This is a genomic window from Kocuria dechangensis (assembly GCF_014636775.1).
GTDB lineage: Bacteria > Actinomycetota > Actinomycetes > Actinomycetales > Micrococcaceae > Kocuria > Kocuria dechangensis.
Genome location: NZ_BMEQ01000009.1, coordinates 15,741 through 29,232, shown reverse-complemented (window position 1 = coordinate 29,232; position 13,492 = coordinate 15,741). Strand labels below are relative to the sequence as shown.

Below are 13,492 nucleotides of genomic sequence, written 5' to 3'. Positions count from 1 at the left end.
TGCCTCGCAGGATCTGTGCTGGGGTCCCCGGGCCCGTGCCCGGGGACGTGGTGCGCGAGGCGGGACTCGAACCCGCACGCCGGTCAGGGCACAGGAACCTAAATCCTGCGTGTCTGCCAGTTCCACCACTCGCGCCGAAGGGGCCCTGCGGGCCCCCGCCCATCCTATCCTCAGCCCTCCAGGCCGAGGTCGCGGCGGAGCTTCGCCACGTGGCCCGTGGCCTTGACGTTGTACTGCGCGAGCTCGACGGCGCCGTCCGGGTCCACCACCACGGTGGAGCGGATCACGCCCTCGTACGTCCTGCCGTAGTTCTTCTTCTCGCCCCAGGCGCCGTACGCCTCGGCCACGGCGTGGTCGGCGTCGGAGAGCAGCGGGAAGGTCAGCGACTGGTTCTCGGTGAACTTCGCCAGCGCCTCGGGGCCGTCCGGGGAGATGCCCAGCACGGCGAAGCCCTCGGCGGCGAACCGGTCCAGGCTGTCCCGGAAGTCGCAGGCCTGGGTGGTGCACCCGGGGGTCTCCGCCTTGGGGTAGAAGTAGACGACCACGCGGCGCCCGCGCAGGTCGGAGAGGGAGACGGGCCGGCCCGAGGCGTCGGGCAGGGTGAAGTCCGGGGCCTGCTGGCCCGGCTCGAGACGTGCGGCCATGGGTGGTCCTCCGTTGTCCGTGGGGTGCCCGGCCAGGGATGCTCGGCCGGGTCTGGGTCCGAACAACGAACCCTACCGCCGGTTCCCCCGTGCCGGCTGGTGGACGGGCCGGACGGCTCCCCGGGGCGGGCCGCAGGCGGCCTCCGGCGGGCTCCTCCTGGCCGGCGCCGGGGGAGAACCAGGTCACCGCGTGTTCACGCGGAGAGGAAAGCTCATAAGTTTACTTACCTTGATGCTGATTTCCGTCCGTGAGGTCGGTAGACTGCTTTGCATGCCTTTCACCACTCAATGGCCGACAAACCGACTGCTCTCCACCGCGGCGCGGCTCGTGGAGCACGCGTGGAACGAGCGGCTCGCCACCCTGGGGGTCACCCACGCGGGGGTCATGGCCCTCGACGTGCTCAGGACGGCCGGGAGCATGACGCAGGCCCAGCTGGCCCACAAGGTCCGGGTGCAGGCCCAGACCATGGGCAAGACCCTGCACCGGCTCGAGCTGCACGGTCACGTCACGCGCTCCAAGAACGTCCGGGACCGGCGCAGCCACCTCGTGTCGATCACGCCCGAGGGCCGGCGTGTGCTCGAGGCCGCCACCCAGCTCGAGGACGAGCTGGTGGGCGACGGCCTCCTCACCGACGAGGCCCTGCGCCGGACCCTCGCCGACATCATCACGACCCTGGGCGGTGCCCGCTGGAAGCTGCGCGTGGAGCCCGACGGCACCGTGACCGACGCCGGCTCGCCGGACGCCACGTCCGCGGCCGACGTCCGCGAGACCGCCGAGGCCGTGGCGCAGTCGGACCCGACCGCCTGAGCCCGGGCGTGCTCCGTGCACCTGGGGTCCCAGGTGCGAGGAGGGCGTCCGGGTGCGCCGGGGACGCTGCGCGCGCCCGGCGGGCCCCGTGGCCGGGGCGGGCGAGTGCCACCCGGGGCGGATCGCCGCCCCGGGTTTTTTCGCGCCCGGAACCCCGTGGGTCCAGGGGCGCCCGACCGCACGGGCGCGACGGGACCGCCTGAACGGGACGAAGGGCCCGGGCGCGACGAATGTTCCGGGCACGACGGAGGGCCCCGTCCGCGCTGCCGCGGACGGGGCCCTCCTGTGTGGTGCACCCCCTCGGACTCGAACCGAGAACCCATTGATTAAGAGTCAATTGCTCTGCCAATTGAGCTAGAGGTGCATGTCGTGCGGCAAGAACACTAGCACGGAACCGGCCCCGGGGCCGAATCGCGCCGGTCGGCTCGCGCCGTTCCTCGCCTCGCAACGAGAAAGTACTCTACCACCTCGTACGGCCTTGTCCACTCGGCCCCCACCCGGCACCCGCTCGGCCCCCACGCCCCCCGTGCCGCCGGCGTCCCCCGGCGGGCGGGCGGCGTCTACGATGGCGGACATGGCCCCAGCACAGACCCCTGCGCCCGCCGACCCCCAGGTCCCGCTCTCGGAGCTGCGCGTCGTCTCCCTCCCCGAGCAGGAGCTGCTCGACCACGTCGCCGCCCGCGTCCCCGGCTTCCGCTACGTCCTCTGGGACATGGTGGGGGAGCCGGTCGGCGCCCGGGCGGACGAGATCGACGTCGCGGTGGCCCCGTACTTCGGCGGCCCCTGGCTCCGCGCCCTGCCCTCGGCGTCCCGGCTGCGGCTGGTGCAGCTGCAGAGCACGGGCTTCGACGGCGTCCCGGCAGCCATCGGCCCGGACCTCGCCCTCACCACCGCGGGGTGGGTGCACGCCGCCGGCACCGCGGAGCTGGCGCTCGGGCTGATGATCGCCGCCCAGCGCGAGATCGACCGTGCCGTCCTGCAGCAGCACGCGGGCGTCTACCGCCGCTTCAGCACCCGCACGCTGGCCGACAGCCGCGTGCTCGTCCTCGGGGTGGGGGAGATCGGCTCCGCCGTGGTGGACCGCCTCGTGCCCTTCGAGGTCGAGACCACCCGCGTGGCCTCGCGGGCCCGCACCGACGACCGCGGCCGGGTGCACGGCGTCGACGAGCTGCCCGAGCTGCTGCCCCGCACCGACGTCCTGGTGGTGGCGCTGCCCTCCAGCGGCGGCACGGACGGGCTGGTCGACGCCGCGCTGCTGTCCCGGCTGCCCGACGACGCGCTCGTCGTCAACGTGGGCCGCGGTCGCGTGGTGGACACCGCCGCGCTGACGGACGAGGTCGTGTCCGGCCGGCTGCGCTGCGCGCTCGACGTCGTCGAGCCCGAGCCGCTGCCCGCGGACCACCCCCTCTACCGCGCGCCCGGGGCGATCGTCACCCCGCACACCGGCGGCTCGTGCACCTCCTACGAGCCGCGCGTGCGCCGGCTGCTGGTGGAGCAGCTGACCCGGCTGGCCGCGGGGGAGCGGCCGCTCTTCCTCCAGCAGGAGGGCCGTCTGGCCTTCCCGCCCGAGCCTGCCTAGCCCGCGAGTGTGGGGTGTCTCACGATGTGGGACGGGATGTCCGACAATTGACACACCGGGGCGGGCGGCGGACGATGGAGCCATGCAGCTCAGCCACGGTGTCGTCCAGCTCACGGTACGCGTCCTCGTCGGACGCGGGGCCTGAGCCGGCGCATCGGTCGAGCGCACGGGCCCTGTCGCACCACCGGTGCAGCGAGGGCCCTTTTTCTTGCCCGGCCGCTCCGGCTCCGGCGCGGGGGCGGGAACAGAACCATCGAGATCACGAAGGACAGTGACATGAGCAAGGGACAGCCGATCAGCCCGGCGCTGATGGCCACCAAGCGCGCGGAGACCGCCGCTGACCACCGGCCCCCCGGGGCCCCCGAGCACGTCGTCCCCGCAGTCCCGTCCGTCATGGGCCCGCGCAACGCCGTGGCGCCCCTGGAGATGACCGGCTCGCAGGCCATCGTCCGTGCGCTCGAGGAGCTGGGCGTGACCGACGTGTTCGGCCTCCCCGGCGGCGCGATCCTGCCGACCTACGACCCGCTCATGGACACGGACAAGATCAACCACATCCTGGTCCGCCACGAGCAGGGCGCCGGCCACGCCGCCGAGGGCTACGCCCTCGCCTCGGGCCGCGTGGGGGTGTGCATCGCGACCTCCGGGCCCGGTGCCACCAACCTGGTGACCGCCATCGCGGACGCCCACATGGACTCCATCCCCATGGTGGCGATCACCGGCCAGGTCTCCTCCAAGGTGATCGGCTCCGACGCCTTCCAGGAGGCGGACATCGTCGGGATGACGATGCCCATCACCAAGCACTCCTACCTGGTCACGCACGCCCAGGACATCCCGCGCGTGCTCGCCGAGGCCTTCCACCTCGCCTCCACCGGCCGTCCCGGGCCGGTGCTCGTGGACATCGCCAAGGACGCCCAGCAGGACACCATGACGTTCTCCTGGCCGCCGCAGATGGACCTCCCGGGCTACCGCCCCGTCACCCGCGGGCACTCCAAGCAGATCCGCGAGGCCGCCAAGCTCATCGCCGCCGCGCAGCGTCCCGTGCTCTACGTGGGCGGCGGCACCATCCGCGCCGACGCGTCGGCCGAGCTCATGGAGCTGGCCGAGCTGACCGGCGCCCCCGTGGTCACCACCCTGACGGCCCGCGGCGCGTTCCCGGACTCCCGCGACCAGAACCTCGGCATGCCGGGCATGCACGGCACGGTCCCGGCCGTGTACGCGATGCAGCAGGCCGACCTGCTCGTCACCCTCGGCGCCCGCTTCGACGACCGCGTCACCGGGCACCTGCCCACGTTCGCCCCCACGGCCCAGGTGATCCACGCGGACATCGACCCCGCGGAGATCTCCAAGAACCGCACCGCGGACGTGCCGATCGTGGGTGACGTCAAGGAGATCATCCCCGACCTCGTGACGGCCGTCCGGCAGGAGTTCGAGCGCAGCGGCACCCCGGACCTCTCCGCCTGGTGGAGCGCGCTGAGCAGCCTGCAGGCCACGTACCCCCTCGGCTACACCAAGCCGGCCGATGGGCTGGGCACCCCGCAGTACGTCGTCGAGCGGATCTCGGCCCTCACCGGCCCCGAGGCCGTCTACGTGGCAGGCGTGGGCCAGCACCAGATGTGGAGCTCGCACTTCGTGCAGTACGAGCGGCCCCGGCAGTGGCTGAACTCCGCCGGCCTCGGCACCATGGGCTTCGCCGTGCCGGCCGCGATGGGCGCCAAGGTCTCCCAGCCGGAGCGCACCGTGTGGGCGATCGACGGCGACGGCTGCTTCCAGATGACCAACCAGGAGCTGGCCACCTGCGTGATCAACAAGATCCCGATCAAGGTGGCGGTGATCAACAACTCCTCGCTGGGCATGGTGCGCCAGTGGCAGACGCTGTTCTACGACGGCCGGTACTCCAACACCGACCTGAACACCGGTCACGACAGCATCATGGTGCCCGACTTCGTCAAGCTCGCCGACGCCTACGGCTGCGCCGCCCTGCGCTGCACCCGGGACGAGGACGTGGACGACGTCATCCAGCAGGCCCTCGAGATCAACGACCGCCCCGTGGTGATCGACTTCGTGGTCTCCGCCGACGCGATGGTGTGGCCCATGGTGCCCTCCGGCGTGTCCAACGACCAGATCCAGATCGCCCGCAACATGACCCCCGACTGGGACGAGGAGGACTGACCCATGAGCCGACACACCCTCTCCGTGCTGGTCGAGGACAAGCCCGGCGTGCTCACCCGCGTGGCCGGACTGTTCGCCCGCCGCGCCTTCAACATCGACTCGCTCGCCGTGGGACCCACGGAGCTCGACGGCGTCTCCCGCATCACCGTCGTGGTGGACGCCGAGGGCGAGCTGCTCGAGCAGGTGACCAAGCAGCTGAACAAGCTCATCAACGTCATCAAGATCGTCGAGCTCACCACCGAGTCGTCGGTGCAACGCGACCACATCATGGTCAAGGTGCGCGCCGACGCCACGACCCGTCTGCAGGTCACCCAAGCCGCAGACCTGTTCCGGGCCACCGTTGTCGACGTCTCCACCGAGTCGCTCGTCATCGAGGCCACCGGCGCCCCGGACAAGCTCCGGGCCCTGCTGGACGTCCTGGAGCCCTTCGGCGTCCGGGAGATCGTCCGGGCCGGTACGCTGGCCCTCGGACGCGGTCCCAAGTCGATGAGCGACCGCGCCCTGCGCCACTGACGCCCCACCGGGCGGCGGTGGCCGCGGGCGCGGGCCCGCAGACACACCCCTGAACCATGACGCGGCGGTCCCGCCGCGCCCACCCATGCTGCAAGGAGACACCCCATGGCAGAGATCTTCTACGACGACGACGCCGACCTCTCGATCATCCAGGACCGCTCCGTCGCCGTCATCGGCTACGGCTCGCAGGGCCACGCCCACGCACTGAACCTGCGCGACTCCGGCGTCGACGTCCGGATCGGCCTGGCCGAGGGCTCCAAGTCCCGCGCCAAAGCCGAGGCCGAGGGCCTGCGCGTCCTCACCGTGGCGGAGGCCGCGAAGGAGGCCGACGTCATCATGATCCTGACCCCGGACCAGGTCCAGCGCCACGTCTACGCCGAGTCGATCGCCCCGAACCTGGAGCAGGGCGACGCCCTGTTCTTCGCCCACGGCTTCAACATCCGCTTCGGCTACATCGAGGCCCCCGAGGGCGTCGACGTCGTCATGGTCGCGCCGAAGGGCCCGGGCCACACCGTGCGCCGCGAGTTCGAGGCCGGCCGCGCCGTGCCCGCCCTCGTGGCCGTGGAGAAGGACGCCTCCGGCAAGGCCCTCCAGCTGGGCCTGTCCTACGCCAAGGGCATCGGCGGCACCCGCGCCGGCGTCATCAAGACCACCTTCACCGAGGAGACCGAGTCCGACCTCTTCGGCGAGCAGGCCGTGCTCTGCGGCGGCGTGTCCCACCTGGTCCAGTACGGCTTCGAGACCCTCACCGAGGCCGGCTACCAGCCGGAGATCGCCTACTTCGAGGTGCTCCACGAGCTCAAGCTCATCGTGGACCTCATGGTCGAGGGCGGCATCGCCAAGCAGCGCTGGTCCATCTCGGACACCGCCGAGTACGGCGACTACGTCTCCGGCCCCCGCGTGATCAGCCCCGCGGTCAAGGAGAACATGAAGGCCGTCCTCGCGGACATCCAGGACGGCACCTTCGCCAAGCGCTTCATCGAGGACCAGGACAAGGGCGCCCCCGAGTTCAAGAAGCTGCGCGAGAAGGAGGAGTCGCACCCGATCGAGACCACCGGCCGCGAGCTGCGCCGTCTCTTCGCGTGGACCTCCCCCGACGCCGACTACGTCGAGGGCACCGCGGCCCGCTGATCCGCGGCGGTCCCGCCGTCGCAGGACGGTGAGGGGCCGCGGGCTGCGCACCACCCGGCCGAGGGGCCGCGTCCGCACGGGATGCCTGGCGCATTCCGTGCGGACGCGGCCCCTCGTCGTGCTCCGGGCGTCCGGTGGCGGCCCCTCGCACCGGTCGCCCGCAGGACCTAGCCTGGGGGCAGGCGGACGGGCGCTCCGGGGGTGATCCGCATGGCAGCTCGCAGCACGGGCCGGACCGTCCCGGCCCCGGGCCCGCGGGGGTGGGTCGCACGGCACCAGCTGAGCTCGTACTTCGTCCTGGCCTTCGCCTGGTCGTGGCTGCTGTGGCTGCCCCTGCTGCTGGGGTCCGGCGGTTCCGCCCTCCTCGTGCTCGGGGGCTTCGGCCCGCCCGTGGCGGCGCTGGCCGTGACCTGGCTGGCCGGGGAGCCGGTGGGGGAGTGGGTGCGGCGGCTCTGGCGCCGGCCCGTGCCCGCGCGCTGGTGGGCGTACGCGCTGGGGCTGCCCCTCCTGCTCTACGGCGTCGTCAACGCCGTCCTCGCCGCCTCCGGGCGCCCGGTCGACTGGTCGCTGGCCCTGGAGCGGGCGCCGGCCCACCTGGCGACCCTCGGCTTCGTGGCCGTGCTCGGCGGCGGGCTGGAGGAGCCGGGCTGGCGCGGCTTCGCCCTGCCCCGCCTGCAGGACCGGCTCGGCCCCCTCGCCGGGACGGCGGTGCTGGGACTGGTCTGGGGCGTGTGGCACGTCCCCCTCTACGGCCCCCTGGGCTTCGCGGTGCCGTTCGTCCTGGCGTTCTTCTACACCTGGCTGTACAACCGCAGCGGCAGCGTGCTGCTCTGCGTGCTGCTGCACGCGAGCTTCACCGCCGCGCAGGACCACCTCGTCCTCCTGCCCGCGGCGGGCGAGCACGCCGGGCCGCTGGACGCCGTGGACCTCGTCCTGTTCGGCGCCTACGTGCTGGGGGCGCTGGCGGTGGTCGTCCTCACCGGCGGCCGGCTCGGCCACGAGCCCCGGGTCAGCCCTGCCGCACCACGGGGAGGCCCTCGGAGGGCTGGACAATGACGAAGCCGGGGCCGTGGAACGCGAGCTGGAACGACTCGCCGGAGCCGCCGCGGAGCAGGGAGCCCATCGACACGTCGTTCTTGATCCCGGGGGCGAGGTTCGCCGACCACGCCACCGCCGCCTGCGGGTCCACGAACGTGGGCTGCTGGGAGCAGTCGAGGATCATGGGCGCGCCGTCGGCGCACAGGGCGAGCATGCCGTGCCCGGACAGCTCCAGGTTGAACAGCCCCCCGGCCATCAGCCCCGCGCCCTGGACCCGGCGGATGTCCCAGCCCAGGGTGTCGTCGAAGGCCAGCAGGGAGTCGCTGCTGACGGTCAGCGCCTCGCCCTCGAGCAGGACGGTGAAGACGTTGCGGGCCTGACGGGCGAAGAACACCTCGCCCTGCCCGGAGACGCGCATCATGGGGGCGTCCTCGCTGGTGAGGACCTTCTTCATGAGCTTGCCGATGGAGCCGGAGCCCTCGTGCCGGAAGTCCATCCGGCCCTGGTAGGCGACCATCGCGCCCTTGGTGGCGACGACGTCGGGCCCCAGGCCGACGCGGAGCATGTAGGCGGACTGCAGCGCCCACCGCTCCTGGGTCTGCCGCTCGAAGTTGTCCTGGGCGAAGAGCTCGCTGCGCACGGTGGCCTCCTGTGTCGCTGTCCTCGTACGGGTGCACGCTGTCCTCCCCATGGTGGCACCGCGACCACGGGAATCCCCGGATCGGTAGAGTGGACGCCGTGACTTCTTCCCACCGCACCCCGTACTACATCACCACGGCCATCGCGTACCCCAACGGCACTCCGCACATCGGGCACGCCTACGAGGTCATCGCGACCGACGTCATGGCGCGGTTCAAGCGGCTGGACGGCTTCGACGTCCGCTTCCTGACCGGCACCGACGAGCACGGGCAGAAGATGCAGCAGACCGCCGAGAAGGAGGGGCTGACCGCCCGGGAGCTCGCCGACCGCAACGCCGCCCGCTTCCGGGAGATGGACGACGCCCTGAACATCTCCTACGACCGGTTCATCCGCACCACGGACGCCGACCACTACGCGGCCTCCGCGGCGCTCTGGCGCCGCATGGAGGAGGCCGGGGACATCTACCTCGGCAAGTACGCCGGCTGGTACTCGGTGCGCGACGAGGCCTACTACGCCGAGGACGAGACCGAGCTCCGCGAGGACGGCGGCCGCTACTCGGTGGGCACCGGCACGGAGGTCGTGTGGACCGAGGAGGAGTCCTACTTCTTCCGGCTCTCGGCCTACCAGGACAGGCTCCTGGCCCTCTACGAGAAGGAGGGCTTCGTCCACCCCGAGACCCGCCGCAACGAGGTCGCCTCCTTCGTGCGCTCCGGGCTGGAGGACCTCTCCATCTCCCGCACCACGTTCGACTGGGGCGTGCCCGTGCCCGGCAACCCCGACCACGTGATGTACGTGTGGGTGGACGCGCTGACCAACTACCTCACCGGCGTGGACTTCCCGGACACCGACTCCGAGCTGTTCCGGACGTACTGGCCGGCCGACGCCCACGTGATCGGCAAGGACATCGCCCGCTTCCACGCCGTCTACTGGCCGGCGTTCCTCATGTCCGCGGGGCTGCCCCTGCCCAAGCGGGTCTTCGCGCACGGCTTCCTGTTCAACCAGGGCGAGAAGATGTCCAAGTCCGTGGGCAACGTCATCGACCCGCACGCCCTCGTCGCCGAGTACGGCCTCGACCCCCTGCGCTTCTTCCTGCTCCGCGAGGTGCCCTTCGGCCAGGACGGCAGCTACTCCCACGACGGGATCCGCAACCGGATCAACTCCGACCTCGCCAACGACCTCGGCAACCTCGCCCAGCGCTCGCTGTCCATGGTCGCGAAGAACTGCGAGGGGCGGGTGCCCGTGCCGGGGGAGCTCACCCCCGAGGACCGGGCGATGCTCGACGCCGCCGCGGGGCTCTACGAGCCGGTGCGCGCCGAGTTCGACGAGCAGCAGTTCCACCGCGCGCTCGAGCTGATCTGGCGGGTCGTCGCCGAGACCAACCGCTACTTCACCGCCATGGAGCCGTGGAAGCTGCGCAAGACCGACCCGGAGCGCATGGCCACGGTGCTGTGGGTGACGCTGGAGGTCGTGCGGGTCGTCGGCATCCTGGTCCAGCCCGTGATGCCGGACTCGGCCGCGAAGCTCCTCGACGTCCTCGGCCAGCAGGGGGGCGAGGCCCGGCTGTTCACGGCCCTGGGCACGCCCGTCGTGGCCGGCACGGAGCTGCCGAAGCCCGAGCCGGTGTTCCCCCGCTACGAGGAGCCGGCGGCGCTGCAGGCCTGAGCGGACGCCGTCATGCTGTCCGGGATGTGAGACGTCCGTCCGAAGCGTGGATGGGACCCCGGGCGTGCTCCTATCCTGACGGCATGACTGAGTCGACCACCGCAGCAGCCCCCGCCCACCTGAAGATCGCCGTCGTCCCCGGCGACGGCATCGGCCCGGAGGTCGTGGCCGAGGCCGAGAAGGTCCTCGACGCCGTGACCTCCGCCGCCGGTGTCACCGTGGAGAAGCGGGAGTTCGGCATCGGCGCCGAGCACTGGCTCGAGACGGGGGAGACCCTCACGGAGGAGACCCTCGAGGAGCTGCGGGCGTACGACGCGATCCTCTTCGGCGCGGTCGGCGCCGCCCCGGGCGACCAGCGCGTGCCCTCGGGGATCCTGGAGCGCGACATCCTGCTGAAGCTGCGCTTCAGCCTCGACCACTACGTCAACCTCCGCCCCTCCAAGCTCTACCCGGGCACCACGAGCCCGCTCGCGGACCCGGGGGCGATCGACTTCGTGGTGGTCCGCGAGGGCACCGAGGGACCCTACGCGGGCAACGGCGGCCGCCTGCGCGCCGGCACCGACGCCGAGATCGCCACCGAGGTCTCCCTGAACACCGCCTACGGCGTCCGCCGGCTGGTGCGCTACGCCTTCGAGCTGGCCGCCAAGCGGGAGCGCAAGAAGCTCACCCTCGTGCACAAGCACAACGTGCTGGTCAACGCGGGCCGGCTCTACGCCCGGCTGGTCGAGGAGATCGGCGCCGAGTTCCCGCAGGTCGTCGTGGACTACCTGCACGTGGACGCCGCCACGATCTTCCTGACCACGGACCCCGCGCGCTTCGACGTCATCGTCACCGACAACCTCTTCGGCGACATCCTCACCGACCTCGCCGGCGCCGTCACCGGGGGCATCGGCCTGGCCCCCGCCGGCAACATCAACGCGGACCGCACCGCGCCGTCGATGTTCGAGCCCGTCCACGGCTCCGCCCCGGACATCGCGGGGCAGCAGAAGGCGAACCCGGTCGCCGCGATCCTCGCCACGGCCATGATGCTCGACCACCTCGGCCACCCCGACCTGGCCGCGCGGATCGAGGCGGCCGTGGAGAAGGACCTCGCCGAGCACGGCACCGAGGACCGCAGCACCGCGCAGGTGGGCGATGGCATCCTCGCCCAGCTGGCCTGAGCCGCACCCGCCCGTGCTCCGGGGATAGGCTGGAGCACGAACCATCCGCCCGCCCCGCGTGCCGGTCGCCACGGGGTCGACCCCGCAGGGAGACGCAGTGACCACTCAGCCCACCACCTTCGCCCACCACCTCAACCAGGACCCGGTCCCGGAGGAGGTGCGGGCCGCCATCCTCGCCGATCCGGGCTTCGGCACGAACTTCACCGACCACATGGTCAAGATCGACTGGTTCGGCGACGTCGTGGCGGGCACCGGCCGCTGGAGCGATCCGCGCATCGAGCCGTACGGGCCGCTGCTCCTCGACCCGGCGGCCGCGGTCCTCCACTACGGCCAGGAGATCTTCGAGGGCCTGAAGGCGTACCGGCACGCGGACGGGTCCGTGTGGACGTTCCGTCCCGAGGCCAACGCCGCCCGGCTCAACCGCTCGGCCCGGCGCCTGGCGCTCCCGGAGCTGCCGGAGGAGCTGTTCCTGGACTCCCTCCGGGAGCTCGTCTCCGCGGACGAGCAGTGGGTCCCGGACGGGGACGGCGAGTCGCTGTACCTGCGCCCGTTCATGATCGCCACCGAGGCGTTCCTGGGCGTGCGCCCCTCCCGGCAGGTGCTCTACTCGGTGATCGCCTCCCCGGCGGGCAACTACTTCGGCGGGCCCGTGAAGCCCGTCGACATCTGGCTCTCCCGCAACTGGGCGCGCGCGGGCCGGGGCGGCACGGGCGCCGCCAAGTGCGGCGGCAACTACGCGGCCTCGCTGATCGCCCAGATCGAGGGCGACACCCACGGCTGCCAGCAGGTCATGTTCCTGGACCACGACCGCGGGGACGCCGTCGAGGAGCTGGGCGGGATGAACGTGTTCTTCGTCTACGACGACGGCACGCTGGTCACCCCCGAGCTCACCGGCACGATCCTCGAGGGCGTCACCCGCAGCTCGATCATCCGGCTCGCCCAGGACCGCGGGATGGCCGTCGAGGAGCGCCGCTTCACCCTCGACGAGTGGCGCGAGGGCTGGCGGAGCGGTCGCATCACGGAGGCCTTCGCCTGCGGCACCGCCGCGGTCATCACCCCGATCGGCCGGCTGATCTCCACGGAGGAGACCATCGGGGACGAGGACGCCCGGCCGGGGCAGGTCACCATGGGCATCCGCCAGCAGCTGCTGGAGATCCAGACCGGCAGGGCGGAGGACCCGCACGGCTGGCTCACCCGCCTCGTCTGAGCCGCGTCCCTCCACGACCTGCCCCGCGGCGGAGCGGTTCCCGGCGCCGGGGGCCGCGCCGCCGCCGTGCGGGCCGTGGGATAGCCTGGACCCATGCGTATTGCCAGGTTCACGGTCGACAACGAGATCCACTTCGGCGTGGTCGGGGGTGAGGCCGGGCAGGAGACGCTCACCGTGCTCGCGGGCGACCCCTTCTACACCGGGATCCACCCCACCTCGCGGACCCACGAGCTGGCCGACGTCCGCCTCCTGGCCCCGGTGATCCCGCGCTCGAAGATCGTGTGCGTCGGCCGCAACTACGCCGACCACGCCGCCGAGCTGGGCAACGAGCTGCCCACCTCCCCGATGCTGTTCTTCAAGCCCAACACCTCCGTGGCGGGCCCCGGCGACCCCGTGACCCTGCCGTCCTGGACGGAGCAGGTCTCCTACGAGGGCGAGCTCGCCGTCGTCATCGGCCGGATGTGCAAGGACGTCCCCGTGGAGCGCGTTCCCGAGGTCGTCTTCGGCTACACGTGCGCCAACGACCTCACCGGCCGCGACGTCCAGAAGACCGACGGCCAGTGGGCCCGCGCCAAGGGCTTCGACGGCGCCTGCCCGCTGGGGCCGTGGATCGAGACCGACCTCGACACCTCCGCCGTCGCCGTGCGCAGCCGAGTCAACGGCGAGCCGAAGCAGGACGGCAACACCCGCGACATGGTCTTCGACGTGCCCTACCTCGTCTCCTACGTCTCCCAGGCGTTCACGCTCCTGCCCGGCGACGTGATCCTCACGGGCACGCCGGCCGGCGTCGGGATCGTCGACGAGGGCGACCGCATCGAGGTGGACATCGAGGGCATCGGTGTCCTGCCCACCGTCCTGCGCCGCTGACGGCGCGCTGCCGCACCCCGTCGTGCCGGACGGAGCACCGGCACCCACCGCACCACCACCGACACCCACCGACAC

The 13,492-nt window shown here is 72.1% G+C and carries 12 protein-coding genes and 2 tRNA genes; 10 read left to right on the top strand and 4 right to left on the bottom strand.

Going from position 1 to position 13,492, the window contains the following annotated elements:
- Nucleotides 1-48: 48 nt before the first annotated feature.
- Nucleotides 49-135: transfer RNA gene (locus tag IEW07_RS09990), tRNA-Leu, on the bottom strand.
- Nucleotides 136-170: 35 nt separating this feature from the next.
- Nucleotides 171-644, bottom strand: a complete 474-nt coding sequence (bcp, locus tag IEW07_RS09985) for a thioredoxin-dependent thiol peroxidase (RefSeq protein WP_188536780.1) — start codon at nt 642-644, stop codon at nt 171-173.
- 271 nt (nt 645-915) lie between these two features.
- Here bcp and IEW07_RS09980 point away from each other — a divergent pair, with 271 nt between their 5' ends.
- A complete protein-coding gene (locus IEW07_RS09980; RefSeq protein WP_188536778.1) occupies nt 916-1,452 on the top strand; it encodes a MarR family winged helix-turn-helix transcriptional regulator in 537 nt (178 codons plus the stop codon).
- Between the two features lie 288 nt (nt 1,453-1,740).
- Here the strand turns inward: IEW07_RS09980 and IEW07_RS09975 are convergent.
- Nucleotides 1,741-1,816: transfer RNA gene (locus tag IEW07_RS09975), tRNA-Lys, on the bottom strand.
- 210 nt (nt 1,817-2,026) lie between these two features.
- On the opposite strand from IEW07_RS09975, the gene IEW07_RS09970 reads away from it, so the two are divergent.
- The 5 genes from IEW07_RS09970 (at nt 2,027) to IEW07_RS09950 (ending at nt 7,900) form a co-directional block, all read left to right on the top strand.
- Nucleotides 2,027-3,031 carry an NAD(P)-dependent oxidoreductase gene (locus IEW07_RS09970; protein WP_308738224.1) on the top strand — a complete coding sequence of 335 codons (1,005 nt, stop codon included), beginning with the start codon at nt 2,027-2,029 and terminating at the stop codon, nt 3,029-3,031.
- 276 nt (nt 3,032-3,307) lie between these two features.
- On the top strand, nt 3,308-5,200 hold the full coding sequence (locus tag IEW07_RS09965) for an acetolactate synthase large subunit (RefSeq protein WP_188536774.1): 1,893 nt from the start codon (nt 3,308-3,310) through the stop codon (nt 5,198-5,200).
- A 3-nt stretch (nt 5,201-5,203) separates the two neighbouring features.
- Nucleotides 5,204-5,713 (top strand): acetolactate synthase small subunit, encoded by a 510-nt coding sequence (ilvN, locus tag IEW07_RS09960; protein WP_188536771.1) that lies wholly within the window; start codon nt 5,204-5,206, stop codon nt 5,711-5,713.
- 105 nt (nt 5,714-5,818) lie between these two features.
- Nucleotides 5,819-6,844 carry a ketol-acid reductoisomerase gene (ilvC, locus tag IEW07_RS09955; RefSeq protein WP_188536769.1) on the top strand — a complete coding sequence of 342 codons (1,026 nt, stop codon included), beginning with the start codon at nt 5,819-5,821 and terminating at the stop codon, nt 6,842-6,844.
- A gap of 210 nt (nt 6,845-7,054) precedes the next feature.
- Nucleotides 7,055-7,900 carry a CPBP family intramembrane glutamic endopeptidase gene (locus IEW07_RS09950; RefSeq protein ID WP_188536767.1) on the top strand — a complete coding sequence of 282 codons (846 nt, stop codon included), beginning with the start codon at nt 7,055-7,057 and terminating at the stop codon, nt 7,898-7,900.
- Here IEW07_RS09950 and IEW07_RS09945 read toward each other — a convergent pair.
- Nucleotides 7,854-8,522, bottom strand: coding sequence for an AIM24 family protein (locus IEW07_RS09945; protein ID WP_188536765.1), 669 nt, complete (start codon nt 8,520-8,522; stop codon nt 7,854-7,856). The genes IEW07_RS09950 and IEW07_RS09945 overlap by 47 nt on opposite strands.
- Nucleotides 8,523-8,620: 98 nt before the next feature.
- Between IEW07_RS09945 and metG the strand changes: the two genes are divergently transcribed.
- From metG to IEW07_RS09925, 4 genes are all read left to right on the top strand, one after another.
- Nucleotides 8,621-10,183: a methionine--tRNA ligase gene (metG, locus tag IEW07_RS09940; protein WP_188536763.1), complete on the top strand. Its 1,563-nt coding sequence runs from the start codon at nt 8,621-8,623 to the stop codon at nt 10,181-10,183.
- Between the two features lie 83 nt (nt 10,184-10,266).
- Complete coding sequence (locus IEW07_RS09935) at nt 10,267-11,343, top strand: 3-isopropylmalate dehydrogenase (protein WP_188536761.1); 1,077 nt, start codon at nt 10,267-10,269, stop codon at nt 11,341-11,343.
- 97 nt (nt 11,344-11,440) lie between these two features.
- Entirely contained in the window at nt 11,441-12,550 is a 1,110-nt protein-coding gene (locus IEW07_RS09930; RefSeq protein ID WP_188536759.1) for a branched-chain amino acid aminotransferase, read from the top strand.
- 93 nt (nt 12,551-12,643) lie between these two features.
- Nucleotides 12,644-13,417: a fumarylacetoacetate hydrolase family protein gene (locus IEW07_RS09925; protein ID WP_188536757.1), complete on the top strand. Its 774-nt coding sequence runs from the start codon at nt 12,644-12,646 to the stop codon at nt 13,415-13,417.
- Nucleotides 13,418-13,492 lie beyond the last annotated feature (75 nt).

What these genes read in the sequence shown, in the direction of transcription:
- IEW07_RS09925 (WP_188536757.1), top strand. Translation starts at nt 12,644, where the DNA reads ATGCGTATTGCCAGGTTCACGGTCGACAACGAGATCCACTTCGGCGTG.
- IEW07_RS09980 (WP_188536778.1), top strand. Translation starts at nt 916, where the DNA reads ATGCCTTTCACCACTCAATGGCCGACAAACCGACTGCTCTCCACCGCG.
- IEW07_RS09950 (WP_188536767.1), top strand. Translation starts at nt 7,055, where the DNA reads ATGGCAGCTCGCAGCACGGGCCGGACCGTCCCGGCCCCGGGCCCGCGG.
- ilvC (WP_188536769.1), top strand. Translation starts at nt 5,819, where the DNA reads ATGGCAGAGATCTTCTACGACGACGACGCCGACCTCTCGATCATCCAG.
- IEW07_RS09965 (WP_188536774.1), top strand. Translation starts at nt 3,308, where the DNA reads ATGAGCAAGGGACAGCCGATCAGCCCGGCGCTGATGGCCACCAAGCGC.
- IEW07_RS09935 (WP_188536761.1), top strand. Translation starts at nt 10,267, where the DNA reads ATGACTGAGTCGACCACCGCAGCAGCCCCCGCCCACCTGAAGATCGCC.
- ilvN (WP_188536771.1), top strand. Translation starts at nt 5,204, where the DNA reads ATGAGCCGACACACCCTCTCCGTGCTGGTCGAGGACAAGCCCGGCGTG.
- IEW07_RS09970 (WP_308738224.1), top strand. Translation starts at nt 2,027, where the DNA reads ATGGCCCCAGCACAGACCCCTGCGCCCGCCGACCCCCAGGTCCCGCTC.
- bcp (WP_188536780.1), bottom strand. Translation starts at nt 644, where the DNA reads ATGGCCGCACGTCTCGAGCCGGGCCAGCAGGCCCCGGACTTCACCCTG.